Origin of the sequence: Halomonas sp. ATBC28 (assembly GCF_005937175.1) — a bacterium.
GTDB lineage: Bacteria > Pseudomonadota > Gammaproteobacteria > Pseudomonadales > Halomonadaceae > Vreelandella > Vreelandella titanicae.
This window is the reverse complement of the sequence record NZ_VCQL01000007.1, coordinates 86,686-104,882: the sequence shown is the minus strand read 5'-3', so window position 1 is coordinate 104,882 and position 18,197 is coordinate 86,686. Positions and strand designations below refer to the sequence as shown.

The 18,197-nt window shown below is 51.3% G+C and carries 18 protein-coding genes; 12 read left to right on the top strand and 6 right to left on the bottom strand.

Annotated elements, in window-relative coordinates; genetic code table 11:
• Positions 1-12 precede the first annotated feature (12 nt).
• From E0L35_RS09760 to E0L35_RS09740, 5 genes are read right to left on the bottom strand one after another with little or no spacing between them, the layout of a single operon-like run.
• Positions 13-783, bottom strand: a complete 771-nt coding sequence (locus tag E0L35_RS09760; RefSeq protein ID WP_138800147.1) for a SprT family zinc-dependent metalloprotease — start codon at positions 781-783, stop codon at positions 13-15.
• A complete protein-coding gene (locus tag E0L35_RS09755; RefSeq protein ID WP_138800146.1) occupies positions 783-4,061 on the bottom strand; it encodes a type I restriction endonuclease subunit R in 3,279 nt (1,092 codons plus the stop codon). The genes E0L35_RS09760 and E0L35_RS09755 overlap by 1 nt, the downstream gene beginning before the upstream one ends.
• Entirely contained in the window at positions 4,058-5,272 is a 1,215-nt protein-coding gene (locus E0L35_RS09750; protein ID WP_138800145.1) for a restriction endonuclease subunit S, read from the bottom strand. Before E0L35_RS09750 ends, E0L35_RS09755 begins: the two co-directional genes overlap by 4 nt.
• Entirely contained in the window at positions 5,259-6,779 is a 1,521-nt protein-coding gene (locus E0L35_RS09745) for a type I restriction-modification system subunit M (protein WP_138800144.1), read from the bottom strand. Before E0L35_RS09745 ends, E0L35_RS09750 begins: the two co-directional genes overlap by 14 nt.
• On the bottom strand, positions 6,772-7,404 hold the full coding sequence (locus E0L35_RS09740) for a restriction endonuclease subunit S (protein ID WP_138800143.1): 633 nt from the start codon (positions 7,402-7,404) through the stop codon (positions 6,772-6,774). Before E0L35_RS09740 ends, E0L35_RS09745 begins: the two co-directional genes overlap by 8 nt.
• Before the next feature lie 106 nt (positions 7,405-7,510).
• On the opposite strand from E0L35_RS09740, the gene E0L35_RS09735 reads away from it, so the two are divergent.
• The 9 genes from E0L35_RS09735 to E0L35_RS09695 all read left to right on the top strand — a co-directional run bounded on the left by E0L35_RS09735 (position 7,511) and on the right by E0L35_RS09695 (position 14,943).
• The gene (locus E0L35_RS09735) at positions 7,511-7,732 is read left to right on the top strand and encodes a hypothetical protein (RefSeq protein ID WP_138800142.1); all 222 of its coding nucleotides are present in this window, start codon (positions 7,511-7,513) and stop codon (positions 7,730-7,732) included.
• 77 nt (positions 7,733-7,809) lie between these two features.
• Complete coding sequence (gene umuD / locus E0L35_RS09730; RefSeq protein WP_136938100.1) at positions 7,810-8,259, top strand: translesion error-prone DNA polymerase V autoproteolytic subunit; 450 nt, start codon at positions 7,810-7,812, stop codon at positions 8,257-8,259.
• On the top strand, positions 8,256-9,536 hold the full coding sequence (locus E0L35_RS09725) for a Y-family DNA polymerase (RefSeq protein WP_138800141.1): 1,281 nt from the start codon (positions 8,256-8,258) through the stop codon (positions 9,534-9,536). Before umuD ends, E0L35_RS09725 begins: the two co-directional genes overlap by 4 nt.
• Positions 9,537-9,641: 105 nt before the next feature.
• Complete coding sequence (locus E0L35_RS26450; protein WP_212751669.1) at positions 9,642-10,280, top strand: hypothetical protein; 639 nt, start codon at positions 9,642-9,644, stop codon at positions 10,278-10,280.
• A gap of 347 nt (positions 10,281-10,627) precedes the next feature.
• Entirely contained in the window at positions 10,628-11,305 is a 678-nt protein-coding gene (locus E0L35_RS09715; protein ID WP_138800140.1) for a hypothetical protein, read from the top strand.
• Positions 11,306-11,340: 35 nt separating this feature from the next.
• Positions 11,341-11,802: a hypothetical protein gene (locus tag E0L35_RS09710; RefSeq protein ID WP_138800139.1), complete on the top strand. Its 462-nt coding sequence runs from the start codon at positions 11,341-11,343 to the stop codon at positions 11,800-11,802.
• Between the two features lie 101 nt (positions 11,803-11,903).
• Positions 11,904-12,248, top strand: a complete 345-nt coding sequence (locus tag E0L35_RS09705) for a hypothetical protein (RefSeq protein WP_138800138.1) — start codon at positions 11,904-11,906, stop codon at positions 12,246-12,248.
• A 96-nt stretch (positions 12,249-12,344) separates the two neighbouring features.
• Positions 12,345-12,701, top strand: coding sequence for a hypothetical protein (locus E0L35_RS09700; RefSeq protein ID WP_138800137.1), 357 nt, complete (start codon positions 12,345-12,347; stop codon positions 12,699-12,701).
• A gap of 82 nt (positions 12,702-12,783) precedes the next feature.
• A complete protein-coding gene (locus E0L35_RS09695; RefSeq protein ID WP_138800136.1) occupies positions 12,784-14,943 on the top strand; it encodes a P-loop NTPase fold protein in 2,160 nt (719 codons plus the stop codon).
• Positions 14,944-15,103: 160 nt separating this feature from the next.
• On the opposite strand, the gene E0L35_RS09690 is transcribed toward E0L35_RS09695, so the two are convergent.
• Complete coding sequence (locus E0L35_RS09690) at positions 15,104-15,325, bottom strand: helix-turn-helix transcriptional regulator (RefSeq protein ID WP_138800135.1); 222 nt, start codon at positions 15,323-15,325, stop codon at positions 15,104-15,106.
• 102 nt (positions 15,326-15,427) lie between these two features.
• Here E0L35_RS09690 and E0L35_RS09685 point away from each other — a divergent pair, with 102 nt between their 5' ends.
• The 3 genes from E0L35_RS09685 to E0L35_RS09675 all read left to right on the top strand — a co-directional run bounded on the left by E0L35_RS09685 (position 15,428) and on the right by E0L35_RS09675 (position 18,134).
• Positions 15,428-16,039, top strand: coding sequence for a hypothetical protein (locus E0L35_RS09685; RefSeq protein ID WP_138800134.1), 612 nt, complete (start codon positions 15,428-15,430; stop codon positions 16,037-16,039).
• On the top strand, positions 16,036-17,418 hold the full coding sequence (locus tag E0L35_RS09680) for a DEAD/DEAH box helicase family protein (protein ID WP_138800133.1): 1,383 nt from the start codon (positions 16,036-16,038) through the stop codon (positions 17,416-17,418). The genes E0L35_RS09685 and E0L35_RS09680 overlap by 4 nt, the downstream gene beginning before the upstream one ends.
• Positions 17,419-17,573: 155 nt before the next feature.
• Positions 17,574-18,134 carry a recombinase family protein gene (locus tag E0L35_RS09675; RefSeq protein WP_138800132.1) on the top strand — a complete coding sequence of 187 codons (561 nt, stop codon included), beginning with the start codon at positions 17,574-17,576 and terminating at the stop codon, positions 18,132-18,134.
• Positions 18,135-18,197 lie beyond the last annotated feature (63 nt).

The window sequence follows — 18,197 nt, the reverse complement described above, 5'->3', positions numbered from 1 at the left end:
CAAGCAAAAAACTCACACCCCAACCAAAATCACCTCAACCTGCCCATCCAAACGCTCCTTCACTGACCGCCACTCGGGCATAAACCTATCCAGCAGTGCATAGAAGCGCGGGCTGTGGTTGTGCTCCACTAGGTGGCACAGTTCATGAAGTAGCACGTAGTCGATGGCTCGCGTGTTGGCTTTAATCAGGTGCGGGTTGAGTAGCACGGCACCTTCGGGTGAGCAGCTGCCCCATTGGGTTTGCATGTCGATCATGCGCCAATCGGGTACGGTTTTTGTCCATGGCAACGTCTCGACCATCATCATTAGGCGGCGCTGAAACACGTCCACCGCTCTGTCGCGGTACCACTGGCGGATTGCCTTTTGTATACGCTCAGTGCTCAGTTCTTTACCTTGCACCCGCAGCTGTCCGCCTATGAGCTTGCAGGTGACCTTCCGCTGGTTTGGGTCATCAATCACCTTGAGTACGTACCGGCGCCCCAGGTAAAGCATGCTCTCGCCGCTGACCCACGCTCTTGGTTGCACGTAGCGGTTTCGCTCTTCAATGTCATCCAGGTGCTTGAGTATCCATCTCGCCCGACGCTGCACCGCTGCTTTGATCTCGGGCAGCGGTGCCGATTTGGGCGCATCCACCTGCACCATGCCGTTGGGGTGAACATGCACCCGTATCGTGGCTTTTTTATGCTCGGGCAGATAGCACAGATGGTAGCTGAACGTTCGCTCACCGTAACGCGTTTGATACACGCGTGATTGTTCGTCCTGCGTGGCATCCACAGCGGTCATCACTTTGTTACTCCGTTACGCAGAATCTGAACCACTTCATCCAGGATCGCTTTGGCTTTATCCAAGCCTACCAGTGAGAACAGCTTCGGGAGCAAGTGTTTCCGTACATCTTGCTCAATGCCCACGGGGTTCAGTGAGTTTTCTGCCACAGCACGGTTCACCACCGTATCGATCTCAAAGGCCTCGTCGATCAATTGCTCGCCTTTGTCTTTTTCCAACACAGCGAAGTCATCACCCAGCACGAGTTTAAACGTGCCGTAGTAGGCCTGGGCATGCTTGTTTCCGCTAAACGCCTCTAGCGGTAGGTCAGGCACCTCTCGTTCTTCAACCTTGGCTTCCAGGTCGCTGAACAGCTTGAACTGCGCCTTGTAGTCGAACATGGATTCAGCTTTTTCGATGGCTTCCTTCAGCAATGCTGAGAACACCTTCTTGGCGTAGGGGTCGTCGCCTAGCTTCTCCTCGATGGTCTTCTTGGTACGCGTCTTGATTTTGTCGGTTTCGTTTTTGGTCTTCTCGTCGCTCCAGTTATCCGGGTTGCTCTCTACGGGGTCGATAAGCACGGGCTCATCGCCGGGGGCAACATGGACACCGGTGACATAACGATCAATCAGATCTCGAATCTGACCCTCGTAGGCGGAGTAATCGACGGTTTCCTGAGCATCCATCCGCACGGTCTTACGCAGGTCTGAAAACCACTTCAAATCCGATTTGTACCGACGGATATCCGCCTCGGTAAACGCCTTATCATCGAAGAAGCTCTGTGTAGAAAGCGCCGTTTTCAAACACATCCCGAAGTTGGTGACGGCCTCATAGAAATCCTCCCGCAGTGCCTGACGAACATCCACCTCTACACCGTCTTCGTCGGCTTCATAGTTAGGCATGAACACCTGGCGATAGGGTTCAGGGTCTAGGCGGTTATCAATATGCCCGAAGAAGCTTAGAAGCCGGTCGTGCAGCCTTGGCAGCTTCTTGTATTCCGTGTCGACGTTGGCATACAGGCCTTCAATATCCTCGATGGCAAAGCCGCCCTGAGTCTGATCCTCAAAGTTCTGGTAGTCCTTAATGGCGGTATCCAGCTCTCTGAGAATGCCCCGGTAATCGATCAGGTAACCAAAGGGCTTCTGAGGGTGCAGCCGGTTAACGCGAGCGATGGCCTGAATCAGATTGTGCCCTTTCAGCTGCTTATCGATGTAGAGGACGGTGTTACGAGGCTCATCAAAGCCTGTCAGAAGCTTATCAACAACGATCAGGATATCCGGTGGGCCATCGGTGCCGAAATCCTCTATCGTGGCTTTCTCGTAGTCCTGCGGGTCGCCCGTAACGTTCTGCTTCCACCACGCTTGCACTAACGGCAGGTTGGTTTCATCCACATCGGTATGGCCTTCGCGGGTATCCGGCGGAGAAATCACAATGGCACTGGTCACCATGCCTGCGCTATCAAGTTCCTGTTTATAGCGAATCGCACTGAGCTTGCTATCGGTGGCCAATTGGCCTTTGAGCTCCAACCCCGCCTTTTTGAAGTTTTCGCTGAAATGCACGCTGATATCAAACGCGTTGAGCTTGATGCGATCCTGCGCGGTATAAATTTGGCCTTGCTTGGCGTACTTGCGTTTGAGGTCGGCTTTCTGGTCGTCTGACAGGGCGGCGGTCACCTTATCAAACCAGCTGTCGACCGCCTTCTGATTGACATCTAGCTGGGGTTTTCGCTCTTCGTACAGCAGCGGCGTCACGGTGCCGTCTTCCACCGCCCGCTTCATGGTGTAGGCGTGAATGATGGACCCGAATTTCTCGGCAGTTTCGCTTTTCTCGTTTTTCAGTAGCGGCGTGCCGGTAAACGCAATGAACGATGCATTGGGCAGGGCTTGGCGCATCCGCTGGTGGTTTTCACCCCCCTGGCTGCGGTGGCCTTCATCCACAATCACGATGATATTTTCCGAGGGGTTATAGCATTCTGGCTGCTTAGCGGCGGAAGCGAATTTGTTGATGATGGTGAACATAATACGCTCATTGCCTTGGCCTATACGCTTGGCCAGCTCCTTGCCAGAACGCGTTTTGGCCAGAGAGTCACCGCTTTTCTTACCGGAAATGTCACTACCAAAGGCACCGCCGGTTAGAAAGGTCTTGGATAACTGTTTCTCAAGATCTACCCGATCCGTGACGACGATGACCCGGCAGTTCTTTAGCGCGTCACTGAGCAGTAGAGCGCGACATAGGTACACCATGGTGAACGATTTACCTGAGCCGGTGGTATGCCATAGCACGCCGCCCCGGCGCTCGCCGCTGGGCTTAAAGTCGGAGATGCGTTCCAACAGAGCCTTAATGCCGAACGCCTGGGGGTAACGGGCCGCAATCTTGCCTACTTTACGGTCGAACAGGATGAATAGCCGGAGAAACTCTAGAAACCGGTGCCTATCCAGCAAGCCGACGAGAAGCCGGTCTTGTTCGGTTGGCGTAACGTGTTTTGACCATAGCTGTTCAAAGTAAGCCCGGATCTTCGGGGGCTTGCCCTGGAATAGCAAGTCCTTAATGGAGCCAGATAAGGGCTGGTTCTTGATGCCCTGAACGTAGTGATCGTCAAACTCTTCATCTTTCCACGTTGACCAGAACTTGGCCGGGGTATGGGTCGTACCGTACCGGCCATCGTTGCTGCTGATGGCGAGCAGCAACTGGGCGAACGCGTACAGGTAAGGGATTTCATCGTTTTTCTGGTTACGGAGGTTCTGGCTAATGCCTTCCTCCACCATGTTCTTATTGGGGTTGCCAGAAGCGGCACGCTTGGCCTCTATCACCGCCAAAGGAATACCGTTCACGAACGCCACCACATCGGGTCGGCGGGTATGGGTGCCCTGGGTGGAGAGCACCTCCATCTCCTCGGTGATGTGGAATTCGTTGTTATCTAGGTGCTCCCAATCGATCAAGTGAATCGTCGGCTGGGCTTTCTTGCCGCCCACGAACTCGGTCACAGTAATACCCAACGTCAACATGTCATACACGGACTGGTTGGCGTCCATTAAGCCCTGAGCCATGGAGGGCGTCGTGATCTCTCGGATTACCTGATCAATAGCCTGATCAGACAGAGGGTACGATTCACCCTTAAATGTGAACCGGCGCTGGCGTAATACGCGCTCCAACACCGGCTTCATCACCACATCCCGCTGACTGCCTCGTATCGCCTGACACTCTGTGGCAGGTAGAAACGTCCAGCCCAGATTGATCAATGTCGCTAGGGCGGGAATGTGACTGGCATGCTGTTCGTTCCCTTGGGGGGCGGTGTTCATGCTGCCTCCACCTGCACCCGCACCCGCCGTTTGCCGGTCAGGAGCTGCTGCATCAGGGCTTTCTTTTCTTTCTTTAGGTGGTTCAGGCGTGTCACCAATAATTCACTCTCTCGATCAGCAGCGGACAAGACTTCGCTTATCACCTTCTGTTCTCTCGTCTCAGGCAGCTTGATCTGGAGATTTTTGATATCCGCACTGTTTACTGATTCAAATGTACTGCCTTGGGACAAGCTGGCCCAGCGCGGCTCGTACCAAAGCATCCACTGGTATAGAAAACCTTGGTCGTTACCGTTTTTAACCTCTATTGCACAAATACCACGCCCAATACATGCTTCGTGATCCGAAATAGCGACACTACCAACAGGTGCTCGAACACTAAGCAGTATATTCCCAGGCTGACAGCACTTCGTCACTTCAGAAGTGAAAACTCGCGGTCTTGATCGGCGACCTTCAATGTCTGCATTCCCTTGAAGTAGCGGTAAACCATCTCCTGTCGAGTTGTAGGATGCTGATTTAGGTGAAGTCCCCATTATAATGATAGCTGCGTCGCTCAATGTCGTTGTATTGAACTTTCCTACAAACCCCGGCAACCGCTTCTTCCCGGTCAGCAGCTGCTGCATCAACCCTTTCTTCCGCTGTTGGCTATTCTCAAGCAGGCACTCGGTGACGGTGATAGCCTGATCCCAGGTGGAGAGGATCTGAGCGATCTTTTTTTGTTCAGGGAGGGGAGGGACTGGCACCCTGAGTTTTTTTACTACCTTCACAGTAAGTGCCGGCTGAGCTGAACCGAAAGCCGCAGCTTCAATTTGTTTTCCAATTAACCGAGAACGGCACAATGCATACAGAAACTCGGAGGATAGCTCCGACTGAGCGGTTTCAAGGATCACCATTCCCGAGTTTATACGTATGACGTCATAGGGCACAGAGTCATCGAAGTAAGCAAATTGGCCGACTGTTCCCCTGGTCGTTAGGACTAAATTACCTCTGCGTACCTCACCTTTCCGAAGTTTTCGGTGCTTTTCTTCAGAAATAAACTGAACGTTATCAAATTTGAATCCCGCTTTGGTGACATTCTTTGCACTTAGGAAAACACAATAGCCATCCTCTAAAAGATCGTCGGAGGACGGGTATTCCTTGCCTCGATCACCGTCGATGACTTCAATTTCAACACCCGAAAAATCATCAGACTTCCACCCCTCAGGCACCTTCATAACCCAGCTCCTTCAGATATGCGTCCATCTGCTCGTTCAACTTCGCAATCTCAGCCTCGATCTCCTTCCGCTCTGCTTGCACGGCCATCAGGTCGATCTCTTCCTCCTCCTCGAAGGTGTCTACGTAGCGGGGGATGTTGAGGTTGAAGTCGTTCTCCTGAATCTCGTCCAAGCTGGCTACGTAGGAATACTTGTCCCGGGTGTTACGCTGCTTATAGGTGTCGACCACCTTAGCAATATTGTCATCGGAGAGTTGGTTTTGGTTCTTACCTGCCTTGAACTCGCGGCTGGCGTCGATGAACAGTACGTTGTTGTCGGTTTTATCCTTACGGAACACCAGGATCGCTGCCGGAATGCCGGTGCCGTAGAACAGCTTCTCGGGCAGGCCGATTACGGCATCTAGCAGGTTTTCTTCAATCAGCTTTTGGCGAATTCTGCCTTCGCTAGAGCCACGGAACAGGACGCCGTGGGGTACGACCACCGCCATGCGGCCTGATTTTGGTTTCATCGTCTCGATCATGTGCAGGATGAAGGCGTAATCACCCTTGGTCTTGGGCGGTAAGCCACGGCGGAATCGGGCATAGGGATCGCTTTCGGCGCCTTCTACACCCCACTTTTCCAACGAGAACGGCGGATTGGCCACCACGATATCGAAGTGCTTCAGGCCACCGTTTTCATCCAGCAACTTGGGATTGCGGATGGTGTCGCCCCATTCCAGCTTATGGTTGTCGATGCCGTGCAGAAACATGTTCATTTTCGCCAAGGCCCAGGTGCTGCCAATTGCTTCCTGACCGAACAGCGCGAAGCTCTTGGAGCCATCGGCCCCTTTGCGGATCTGATTGGCGCACTTCAACAACAGCGAGGCGGAACCACAGGCCGGATCGCAAATCTCATCGCCTTCTTTTGGCTCAACGATTTCAGCCATCAGCTCGGAGACTTCCGGCGGGGTATAGAACTCACCGGCCTTTTTGCCTGAGGTGGCCGCGAAGTTCTTGATCAGGTATTCGTAGGCGTTGCCGATCACATCCAGCTTACCAATACGGCTTGGGCGCAGGTTGAGCTCGGGCTTCGCAAAATCTTCCAGGATGTGGCGCAGAATCTCGTTCTTCTGCTTTTCATCGCCCAGCTTGTTGGAGTTGAAACTGATGTCTTGGAACACATCGGCCAGCTTAACGATGTTGGCCTCTTCAATGGCGTGCAGGGCTTTGTCGATACGCTCGCCGTTGCCTGGTTCATGCCGATGGTCATGCAGGGCGTAAAAGCCGGAATCCTTAGGTAGTACGAAGCGCTCATTTTTCATCAGCTCTTCGATTAGCTCCGGGGTATCACCGTATTCGGCCACATAGTTGTCGTAGTGATCCTGATACACGTCAGACAGGTACTTCACGAACAGCATCGTCAGTACGTAATCTTTGTAGATGCTGGGATCTACCGTGCCCCGAAAGGTGTCGCAGGCATTCCAGACCGCCTTGTTGATCTGTTCCTGCTTAACGGAATCGTTACTCATAACATTTTCCTGTCGTCGTATCAGGACGAAGTAGTTGGTGGCCAGCGGCATCAACCATGCGCTGCCGATTTTCGATTAACTGGTTCAAAAGCTGTTGTTCGCGGGTGGCGGCGTCGGCCAGTTTGACCATCAGCGTTTGCTTTTCAATAGGCGGCACCACAATAGGCAGGTTGCCCAGCTGTGACTTGGTGATACTGGGAGCCGCCGAACCCTGCGAGCACATGGCGAAATAGCGCTGGGCAGCCACATGGTTGAGCTGCCAAGCCAAAAACTCAGGCATTACGTTGCACGCATTTGGGGCTAGCCGGATGTGATAGAAATTCGGCGTGCAGACAGTATTGCGTGGAAGCTCCCGAACCACCGCCGCATCGTTACGCGTGCCCTTGGCCATAAACAGGATGTCGCCTGAACAGAGATATTCTGGGTGTTTTCGGCCTGGCAACGTCACCCGATCCAGCGTTTTGCCTTGTGGGTCATAAAGGGCTTCACCCACGACAAGGTGGCGATACTGCACAACAAAAGCATCGCCTTGGCTATCCAGCTCTAGCTTTCCACGAAAGGGGTAGCCAGGCTGAATGACAGCAATACTCTGTAGCAAACATCGTCTTTTGGGTTGATGATTCATGCAGCGATGCCAACATCATGGTTAAGATGAATTAACCTTACCACGCGTGCATCATCGCGCAAGATGCAGTTTAAAAATAAGGGCAATGCCAACCAAGGAGGCTGTAATGTCAGGTGAAGAACAAAAACCAGTGGAGACTCCACAAAATAACCCACTGCAAAAGCTCAAAGGCTCCATACAGCGCTATGAGCAGCCGTTTGAACCCGTTGGTGTCGAGGACTGGGAAGCAGCCCTGCTTGATGGGCTAACGCCTGAGACCGCCCATGCTGATGAGCTTGCGACACCATCCTTAAAAGAACTCGGGGAAGACCCTGACAGGAAGCGATAAATCTCTACTCAGAGCTTGTTGATGCGGCGCCCCTCCGTATACTGTATGAAACAACAGTTATTTGAGAGGCTCGGCGTATGACTACAACCGCTTCGTTCATAGGCACTGCTGCCCTATGCCCCGTACCCCAACCGTTACCCATGTTCGCCAGTGCTGTGCGGGCAGGATTTCCAAGTCCCGCTGATGACCACCTGGATGCGGAGATGGATCTGCATCGCCATGTCGTTAAGCGACCTGCGGCCACTTTCTTTGTGCGTGCTGAAGGCGACTCAATGTTAGGTGATGGCATCCATCATGGTGACCTGCTGGTGGTGGATCGCAGCCTAGAGCCGCTGCCTGGGCGTGTGATTGTTATTGCGGTCGATGGCGAACTCACTGTTAAACGGCTAGAGCGTGTTGGGCAACGTGCCTACCTGAGAGCAAGTAACCCTGCCTATAAGCCAATCCCATTGGAGGGTCGCGAATCGCATGTGTGGGGTGTCGTAACACATGTCCTGCACAGCCTGCCAGGTGCTACACCGCTATGATAGCCTTGGTCGATTGCAATAATTTCTACGTCAGCTGTGAGCGGGTGTTTAATCCCGCTCTGGAAGGCCGCCCGATTGGCGTTCTCTCCAATAACGATGGCTGTGTCGTTGCCCGCTCCAATGAGCTCAAAGCGCTAGGGGTCGAGATGGGAACGGCCAAGCACCTACTCCCCCCGTTTATCCGCCGCCAAGCAACTCTTTTATCAAGTAACTATGCGCTCTATGGGGACATGAGCCGTCGTGTCACTGATGTGCTGACTGAGTTTTCGCCGGACGTCGAGGTGTACTCCATCGACGAAAGCTTTGTGGGGTTTCACGGCTTTGAACCTGCGACCCTAGAGTTAAGGGGGCAACAGCTACGTCAAACGGTTCGCCAGTGGACAGGAATTCCAGTCTCCGTTGGCTTCGCGCCTACCCGTGTGCTGGCCAAGCTGGCCAACCACGCTGCCAAGAAACACCCGGGCTACCGAGAGCAAGGCGTTTGCCTGTTAACGGTGGACAGCCCTGCCACGCAAGCACTTCTCAAACAGCTGCCGGTGACCGAACTCTGGGGCATTGCACGACGTACCGGCGAACGATTACGCGTGATGGGGATAGATACCGCCTGGCAGCTGCGCGAAGCCGATCCTAAGCACATTCGGCGTCACTTCAGCGTGGTGCAGGAACGCATTGTCTGGGAATTACGGGGACAGCCTGCGATTCAACTCGACGATATGAGCCAACCCAAACAACAGATCATGGTATCCCGCTCGTTTGGGCGCCTCACCTCTAGCCCACACGATCTACGTGAAGCCCTTCGCCAACACGCTGCCCGCGCGGGTGAAAAACTACGCAAGCAGCACAGCGTCACCAGCGCCGTGATGGTGTTTGTGCGCACCAATGCGTTTCGACCTGACTTGCCGCAGTACCGTAATCGCGTGGTGGTGACACTAGACCGCCCGACGGACGATAGCCGCGAGTTGATCCACGCCGCTATCCAAGGGCTTAGACAGCTTTGGCGTAAGGGCTATGCCTACCACAAAGCTGGCGTCATGCTTCTTGACCTCTCCCCCAAAGCCAGCCGCCAACTAACACTGACGGAAACACCACAAACAGAGGTTGAAGCAAAACGCAGCGAACGACTGATGGCCACCGTCGACAAGCTCAATCGAGAATTAGGCCGAGGGACGATACAACTAGGGCTGCCTCGGGCAGGAAATGCCTGGACATTACGCGCTGAGCATCGCACGCCGCGCTATACCACTCGCTGGGAAGACCTAGTGAACGTTAAGCTTTAAGCGGCAGCGATGCTAATGGAAAAAGCTCAGAATGGTGAGCAAATCTAATAATCTGGTGCTAAGGTGGTTTAGAAAATAGCAGTTCGTATTCTATTGGAGAGCAGGATGCCCCCAGCCAAGCCGTCTACTAACGACCCTTTACAAAGTGCATTTGCTTTTCGCGCTTTTGATTTACGGGACAGATTCCCCCAGCCACTAGAAACGTTTCGCCAAGCACTGGAGTGCTTACAAAGCGGTGATGCTTACCTGCCCGATATGAGCGGTGAGATTGTGGCTTACCTCCGTGATGGTCGCGCACTGCCTATCCCCGAATATTTTTTCATCATTCAAAGCGGCAACACTAGCGCTGTGGTGCCACCGCAAGAAAATGATTATGTCTGCGCAGCTGTTGAAGCTTGGTTACGAGACGCGTTGCTGAAGACATCGACACTGCTAGAGAAAGCATCAGCAGTCAGACCTGCTCGGCTCAACATCCTACTTGATCAATGCGATCCAAATGCCCCGGAACCTGACGACATTCAAGGATGGCAGAATATGCGCGATGTCGGCAGAGAAATCATCGACACCCCCAGCAGAGAAGATGTCTGGGAAGCAGCAGTTCAGGTAATGGGGGAAGTATTGGCAAGGCGTTGGATGAAAACAGCGCATCCGAAGCTGGATGGGAAAAGCCCCAATTTATGCATTGAGGACGATCCTGCGCGGGTTTATGAGCTTGTGTTGCAGATGAACACAGGAACGAGCTAATGGCTGATATCGACCCTAAGCAGACGTTCTCTGAAACCCTAATTTTCGGGAGCTTTTAGCTGACACTGCGCGTTTTTCTGGTGGTTGTTGTAATGTGAGTGCGCATATTTCTGGTAAAGTATGCTGTAAGTTTTGGTAAAACAATGGTTTATAAAAAGGTGTTGTATGCTTATGTGCCATTTTGAAAAAATGATCATAAAGTTAGCGCGCATGCGCATTTTTCTAACGAGCCTTACCAGAAAAAATAGTATTCAACCCTTTTCTATCAGTAATTTAGGTACCTGTTGGCAAGGTGCGGCTTGCCAGAAAAACGCGCATGCGCATGAATAAAACTGTTAGGCTCTATCATGGAACTCGTACAAGCATCTACACATCTACTTGATAGCAGCCCTCTAAAAGGAATTTCTAGGGGGCTAATTTATTACGTTCATACGGGAAGGAATGCTTGGCATAGTACATGGGTAACTCAGTATGCAAACGGCTGCATGCACACTACTTTCGAATCCGCTAAAGAATACGCAGAGAAGAGAAGAACTAGAGGAACTGTATTTTATATCAAGCAATTACCCTGCTTAATATTTCGTAGTCAAAACACCTGTGTATTGGTAACTGAAATCAACAACAGAAATCCTCTGTCCGGTTATTCTCCTGATGCAACAACCGATGACGTAGCCTACGGCCTTAATAAAATAGAGGGAGCGCTTAATAACTATTTGAAAATTGGTGCCCCAATCAATGGTGTAGCAATGTCGTTTCTTCCAAATAGTCGGTTTTGGAATGTGAGACCAAGCCCAAGAGATTCAGTAATTATTCTAGCGTCCAATAACCCAGCTATGCCAGTAGAAAAAGTTCCCAGTGATAGCTTACTGGCATATAAATCATACTCAATTGGCGGTAATTATTATCTTGGCTGGTCTGGCATAGAATCAGAAATAAAGAGGCTGGCAGTATTGCAGCTATATCGAAAAGCTAAGCCTAACAAATCAAGTAAGACGGACGCGCAAAAAACGCGCGCCTCTTCTTGAGGCGTTAGCGATATAACCGGAAGTGGTGGAGTAAAATGAAAGCACTATTGGGAATACTAGGCGTTGTCGGAATTTCGTTAGGTGTAATGGCGTTTTTCTATGGCCAGGATATAGAAGCTTCCATCAACAGAGACGGGCTAGCGAAGGAGTGCCCCTCCTCCTCCCCCATCTTTGTTCGAGTAAGAAACTGGACTTTTAGCACAGTAAAGCAAGTCAATTTTCGTATGGAACTTTATAAAGGCCAGAGATCTCGCAATCTTCTCTCCAATTCAAGCTACATTCTTGACTATGTTATAGAGCCATTTAATAGCCAAACAGGCTGTTATTCCGACGAATACACGGATCGTCTAATAGCAACAAAAGACCAGCGGGATGGTGGGGAAGAGTACGTTAAAGTGAGTCTTTCCGACGCAATCGCGGAGGTGAATGCAGCTCGGGAATTTGGCTCATCGCATTCTGTGTACATAACCAATGTTGAGTACCAAATGTTGGACTAGGCGCTAACAAAGCGAAGCAGGCGGATAATTTAAAGCGTCTTTCCGCTTCGCTCCAAGCCACTTTAAATTACCGCTGTTCGCGGCGTTAGGTTTTTGAAGCTATGAAGCATCGGAGCTATAAAATCGAATGGGCAGTCTTGGCTTGTGCGGTATTGGTTGCCCTGGTATCTGTTGCAGCTGACTATTTCTACGACTCCTGGAACTGGTTCGCTCGTTCAGGAGCAATCGTGGTTTTGCTAGCCGCCGTTGTTGAGTACAGGATCTACAATCACATTTACGATGATGTTCAGCGGGCCCAGTTCCAGCAAACAAAAATCGATTTGTCGGTGCCTATCAAAGCCAAACCAACAAAGGAGCGCAGAAGGGTTTCCGTCGCCGCCCATGTGTTAGTGATTTTGGGCACAGTCATTTGGGGGTATGGTGATCTTATCTGGCCCCAAACCTAACAAATGCAGGCACGGCGACGGCTTTTCCGTTGCGGCTTCGCCTCCACTACAAAGCCGTGCGTGCTGCAGGCATTAGCGCTCCAAGGAGGATAGATAATGAGTCTGTTTTTAAAGAAGGAATATCTCGCATTTTTACTCTTGGCATTTTTCTTCAGTTCTTCTGCCGCTATGGACGTAAGCACCTATGAAGAACTTAAACAGGATTCCAGAGATGTTTTGAAAATCTATATAAGTGGTATTGGCGAGGGCTACTCTTGGAGTAATGCCATTGTTCAGGGTCGGGGAGATGCGGCGCTATACTGTCCTCCAGAGAAAATTGCCTTAAACGCGGAAAACTATATCAGCATCACCGATGATAAGATCGAGGCCTTGGGGGATTCCGAAGCTTCAAAAATACCTGTAGAGCTAATTTTAAATTTTGGCTTGGTCGAAACTTTCCCGTGTGCAGATTAGCTTTACCTCCTAACCAATGCAGTCAAGGGACGCTCCTGACGTCGCGCCCGTGCTGCAAGCGTTCGGCGGCTAAGGACGGCATATGAATTGGTTCAAGCAAATTTTTTCCGGTAACCACTCTCCACCTGAGAGGCCTGCTCCCGTAACTAAGGTCGAAAATCGTGAGCCTAGACGGCAGGTGACCATCGCCGCAGACAACCCTATTACTAGCGAAAGTGATGACGCCCTCAATAGAACAGCGATGGCGCATTCTTTTGCAGACCAGATACAAGCTATCGATGCAGGAAATGGATTGGTCGTGGGCGTCCTCGGGCCGTGGGGTTCCGGCAAGACTTCTTTCGTCAATTTGGCGCGCAGGAATCTAGAGGATGATGGGATTGCGGTTCTCGATTTCAACCCTTGGATGTTTAGTGGTGCCGATCAGTTAGTCCAGGCCTTCTTTGTCGAGGTAACGGCACAACTAAAACTGCGGCCTGGTTTCGCGGAAATTGGTGGATTGATAGAAGAGTATGGAGAAGCGTTCTCAGGCCTCGGGTGGCTGCCATTCGTTGGTCCGTGGATCGAACGCGGACACAAAGCGACCGGAATCCTGGCTAAACTGCTTCAGAGCAAAAAAGAAGGCGCAGGGGGACGGCGCGCTAAAGTAACCCGAGCACTAACGGATATACCCGCGCCCATCGTTGTGGTTCTGGATGACATCGATCGGCTGACGACGCCCGAAATTCGCGATGTGTTCAAGTTAGTTCGGCTCACGGCAAATTTCCCGAATATTGTCTACCTGTTGGCGTTTGACCGCGTTCGCGTTGAGCAAGCTCTCGGTGAGCAAGGTATACCTGGGCGAGATTACCTAGAAAAAATTCTGCAGATTGGAGTCGATCTTCCGGCAGTCCCCTTCGATGTACTTAATTCTCAAATATTTACAGGTATCGATGGGGCGCTGGTCGGTATCGAAAAGCCAGGAGATTTCGATTCGAATGTATGGCCAGATGTATTCATGGAGATCATCAGGCCACTAATTCGAAATATGCGCGATGTCCGGCGATTCGCTGCAGCAATCCATGGGGCCGTGCGCGACCTAGGTGGGCAAGTCGCATTGGTTGATGCCTTGGCACTTGAAGCCATTCGGGTCTTCCTTCCAGACGTCTTTGCTCGGCTCCATTCATCAGTGGCAGGCCTGACCACAACATCCAGCGATTTAGGTAGGGGGCGGGAGCCGGAGCATTTGAAAGAGCAGATTGATGTGCTAATTGAGTCAGCCGGCAATCATCAACAGGTTGTCCGGAGCTTGATTGAGCGTTTGTTCCCAGCCGCGCAGCGGCACATTGGCGGGTCTCACTACGGCGGCGACTGGAAGAACGGATGGCTCGTGAACCGGCGAATCGCCCATGAAGACATCCTTCGCCTCTACCTTGAGCGTGTGGTTGGTGAGCGTCTACAAGCATTTTCTAGTGCTGAAATTGCGTGGTCCAAATTGGCGGATAAAGGTGCCTTTAGCGAATTTCTCGGCGATCTTCCGACGGAGCAACTCCGCGAGGTGATATCTATGCTTGAAGCGTACGAGGAGAAATATACGCTTGAGCATGTAGTCCCCGGTTCAGTAGTTCTATTGAATTTGCAGCCGACCATTCCAGACGTTCAGCGTGGAATGTTCGATTTTGGGGCGCGAATGACGGTAACGAGAGTCGTTTACCGATTAGTGAGATCACTAGATGGGCCTGCAGCGGTTGAGGCAGCAGTGCGCGAAATTCTTCCCCAGGTTTCGCTGCTTTCTCCAAAGCTGGATTTGATAACCATCGTTGGCCATCGGGACGGCGCTGGTCACAGATTGGTAACCGAAGAGGCAGCAAAGGGGCTTGAGCAAGAGTGGCGAGCCGAAGTAAGGGACGCGGATCCGGCACTGCTTTCTCAGGAAGTGGATTTGATAAGAGTGCTCGGGCTGGCAATAGATGATGCCAAGGAAGACGAGCCAACGATCTCGGTGCCAGATCTCCCCGAAATTACGCTTGCACTGCTGGAATCAGCGAAGAGCGAGGTGAAAAGCCAGGCAATGGGGAGTCGTGCTGTAGTCCGAAAGCCGCGCCTTCATTGGGAAGGCTTAGTCAAGATATACGGTGATGAGGGAACGCTGCGGCAAAGAATCGATGCATTGAAGGCTGCAACGACGGAGGTCGACAGGGATTTAGTTGAGCTAGTCGACAAATATTTGAGCGGCTGGCGCCCGAAGGAGTTTGATGATAATTAGGATCGGAGCAACGCTGCCGAACAAATCGCTGCAGGTGACGTTTGACTCGCCACGCACTTTTACTGTCGCAAAAGCACGCGTCGCCTCAAACGCACCTGAGCTCAGACGTTATATCAGAGACTCCTACAAGACCGCTTCTGGCCGGTTTTTGCCCTTACCTTCACAGTGTGTCTTGGGCAGGCAGAAGAGATGCTGGCTCGCAGTGGAGCACGACAGCGAGCTCATATAGCTTTTCCACGGTTATTCTTACTTCACCCCGCTCGATTCTTCCCATGTAGCTGCGGTCGATGCCAACAGCCAAGGCAAAAGCCTCTTGCGAGAAACCTTTTTCCTTTCGTTTTTTCCTGATATTGCTTCCCAGCTTCTTCGCCAGCTCACCCATACCCGCCTCATTTCCTTTTGGCGGGACTATCCTTCGTTGCGGCCTATCTAGCCACGGACTATAATCCGCATTTTCGTTTTTACCTAGCCTACGGTGATGGTCATGTCGGGTACCCCTTCTTCGATTGATGAGCGCATTTTCGAGCTCCTTTTAGACACTGATAACGCTCAATTCACTATTCGCAGCCTCCGTGACCAGTACGCACATCGACATGGCATAGCCGCAGAGCATCGCGCTGATCTGCGGCGTTTTATCTATGAAAGGGTTAAAAAGCTAATCAACACTGGCTTGGTAGAGAAAGATCATGAAAAACGCAAACGCGACCAACTCTATTTTGTGTTGCCTTCAATAAGAGATGCGAGCGTGTGTCTGGAGGGGGAAAGTTTTGACACATGGCACCAGCGGCTCGTGTCGCAAACAAATGAAACAACAGAGAAATCCGTTATTCCAAAAGACGACGCTAGTATTGAACACCATTCCAGCACTAAGAAGGCGTCTAGCCAATATGCTTTGGAGAAAGTATTGAAGGAAACGCAAAGTGAATTCCTTTCTACCCTGGGTGAAGTCGAGGCGTTTCGTGAGCTTATGGATGAATACCCTGATCTGAAGCCGAGTATTGTGATGGATCATCGTGATGCTTACGACCGGAGCGCACGCTTAATGGGTCGGGTACGTGCGCTAGAAAAGTCACTACATCGACTGAGGGGTTCATGAGCACGAGGCTGCGTAAATGGCAATCAGAGTGCTTGGAACTAGCGAAGTCCCACTATTTACTGAGTAGCGACTTGTTCGTACAAGCAACCCCTGCCAGCGGCAAAACCCGTCTGGCCGCTGAAATTACGCGATGGCTCCTTGAAGAAGGACGTATAGATTTTGTTATCTGCTTTGCACCTACCAGAGAGGTGGTGGCTGGCATACAGCGCACCTTTACAGTGGTGTTGAACCAGCGGTTTGGCGATACGCTTGCGTCGGTTGGGGCCGCTTATACCTACCAGTCTATGGAATATCACCCTGAAGATTTTTGGGCGTTATTCACAGAATATCGCACCTTAACCATTTTTGATGAGATACATCACTGTGCAGGCCATGATCCGCTTCTCAGCAATACGTGGGGCCAGCAAATAATTCAGCGCATCCAAAATGCAGCCACTTACACCTTAGCACTGTCAGGAACGCCTTGGCGTTCGGATGACTTACCTATCGCATTAGCTCGCTACAGCGATCCAGAAGGCAAGCTCATCTGCGATTACCGTTATGACCTGAAGTCCGCCATTAAAGACGGCGTATGTCGCTCGCCAAGAATTACGCTTATCGATAACCCATTGATCCGTTTGACCGAAGAGAGCGAGAGTACAGCATCGGTAAAAGCGTTTTCCTCATTTCAACAGTTGCTCAGTGAATCGCCAATCAGCTACGAAGACCTGTTGCGACACGACGATATCCTGAATGCGGTGCTAGACCTAAGCATTGACCGAGTTAACCAAGAACGGAAAAGCGTACCTAATGCTGGCGGTCTAGTAGTGGCTACTGACATTGAACATGCCTATCAAATCGCAGAGCTTTTGCTTCACAAGGGTGAAAGCTATGTAGTGGTGACTAGCCAAACACCGAAGGCGCATCAACTCATTGACCAATACCGGCATAACAGTACGCGCTGGATTGTAGCGGTAAGCATGATATCCGAAGGGACTGATATTCAACGATTATGCGTATGTGCGTACCTGAGTAGGATTCGAACGGAATTGCATTACCGGCAGGTATTAGGCCGTATTTTACGCAAAATGGGCGACTTAGATGATAAAGCATGGCTCTATGTGATCGCCGAGCCGCTACTACGCAAATACTCACAACGAATTGCTGACGATCTTCCCGAAGACCAGGCAATGCTTCAAACCCAAAAGTTGAACCTACGATTGGAGCAGGTGCGTTCCCAACAAATGAATGGCACTCAGAGGGGTGAGTCAGCTGCAGGCAATGGCCAACCGGTATCAGCAAAAAATATTAATGAGCGTGAGATGCTGTCTCTTGAGCCCCCCATGCTAACGCTAAGCTTCTCTGAATATTACCGCCAACATCTTTTGTCTCTTATATAGGTTCAGCCTCTGCAAGATTAATGGGTCAAAAAGTGTACCTTTTGACCTGCTTCTATTATCTTTGAATCTTAATGGGTCATAATTGTCATTTTGGGTTATGGCCTAGGTTCAAAAGAAAACCCCACCTTATGATCCAAAATTGAGGATACAGCTCAATGGCAACGATCGGCTATCTCAGAGTCAGCTCCAGTGATCAAAGCACTCACTCTCAACGTAGCGAGATTGCGAATCGCCATAATGTCGAACGTTGGTGGAGTGACGAGGCAACGTCTGGGGTGTTACCTGCTCTGCAGCGTGCGGGCTTCTCGGCCTTGGCAGAGTATGTGCGTGAAGGCGACGTTCTAGTGGTCTATGCGATTGATCGTCTCGGGCGAGATACAGTCGATGTGCTGAATACAGTGCAATTCATGCAAAGCAAAGGAGTGTCGATCATCAGCCTGCGTGAAGGGTTTGATCTCAACACACCTATCGGCAAGGCAATGCTTACGATGCTAGCTGCAATGGCTGAGATTGAGCGCTCAAACATCCGCGAAAGGCAAATGGCCGGCATACGCCGTGCAAAAGCAGAAGGCCGACACCTAGGCCGTCCCAAGAAATCTGACGATGCTGAGATAAAGCGATGGAGAAAGGAGAACGAGGCAAGCATCAGCAAGACTGCTCAACACTTCGAAGTGTCCGAGTCGACCGTGAAGAGAGCAATCAAAGCCACCTCCTAGCAGAACTATGTATACATACTTCAAAATACATAGCTTTATACATAGATAAAATCATTTAAAATC

Coding starts and splice junctions, on each gene's coding strand:
- E0L35_RS09745 (WP_138800144.1), bottom strand. CDS start 6,779: ATGAGTAACGATTCCGTTAAGCAGGAACAGATCAACAAGGCGGTCTGG.
- E0L35_RS09695 (WP_138800136.1), top strand. CDS start 12,784: ATGAATTGGTTCAAGCAAATTTTTTCCGGTAACCACTCTCCACCTGAG.
- E0L35_RS09725 (WP_138800141.1), top strand. CDS start 8,256: ATGATAGCCTTGGTCGATTGCAATAATTTCTACGTCAGCTGTGAGCGG.
- umuD (WP_136938100.1), top strand. CDS start 7,810: ATGACTACAACCGCTTCGTTCATAGGCACTGCTGCCCTATGCCCCGTA.
- E0L35_RS09740 (WP_138800143.1), bottom strand. CDS start 7,404: ATGAATCATCAACCCAAAAGACGATGTTTGCTACAGAGTATTGCTGTC.
- E0L35_RS09710 (WP_138800139.1), top strand. CDS start 11,341: ATGAAAGCACTATTGGGAATACTAGGCGTTGTCGGAATTTCGTTAGGT.
- E0L35_RS09685 (WP_138800134.1), top strand. CDS start 15,428: ATGTCGGGTACCCCTTCTTCGATTGATGAGCGCATTTTCGAGCTCCTT.
- E0L35_RS09675 (WP_138800132.1), top strand. CDS start 17,574: ATGGCAACGATCGGCTATCTCAGAGTCAGCTCCAGTGATCAAAGCACT.
- E0L35_RS09705 (WP_138800138.1), top strand. CDS start 11,904: ATGAAGCATCGGAGCTATAAAATCGAATGGGCAGTCTTGGCTTGTGCG.
- E0L35_RS09760 (WP_138800147.1), bottom strand. CDS start 783: ATGACCGCTGTGGATGCCACGCAGGACGAACAATCACGCGTGTATCAA.
- E0L35_RS09690 (WP_138800135.1), bottom strand. CDS start 15,325: ATGGGTGAGCTGGCGAAGAAGCTGGGAAGCAATATCAGGAAAAAACGA.
- E0L35_RS09755 (WP_138800146.1), bottom strand. CDS start 4,061: ATGAACACCGCCCCCCAAGGGAACGAACAGCATGCCAGTCACATTCCC.
- E0L35_RS09715 (WP_138800140.1), top strand. CDS start 10,628: ATGGAACTCGTACAAGCATCTACACATCTACTTGATAGCAGCCCTCTA.
- E0L35_RS09735 (WP_138800142.1), top strand. CDS start 7,511: ATGTCAGGTGAAGAACAAAAACCAGTGGAGACTCCACAAAATAACCCA.
- E0L35_RS09700 (WP_138800137.1), top strand. CDS start 12,345: ATGAGTCTGTTTTTAAAGAAGGAATATCTCGCATTTTTACTCTTGGCA.
- E0L35_RS26450 (WP_212751669.1), top strand. CDS start 9,642: ATGCCCCCAGCCAAGCCGTCTACTAACGACCCTTTACAAAGTGCATTT.
- E0L35_RS09680 (WP_138800133.1), top strand. CDS start 16,036: ATGAGCACGAGGCTGCGTAAATGGCAATCAGAGTGCTTGGAACTAGCG.
- E0L35_RS09750 (WP_138800145.1), bottom strand. CDS start 5,272: ATGAAGGTGCCTGAGGGGTGGAAGTCTGATGATTTTTCGGGTGTTGAA.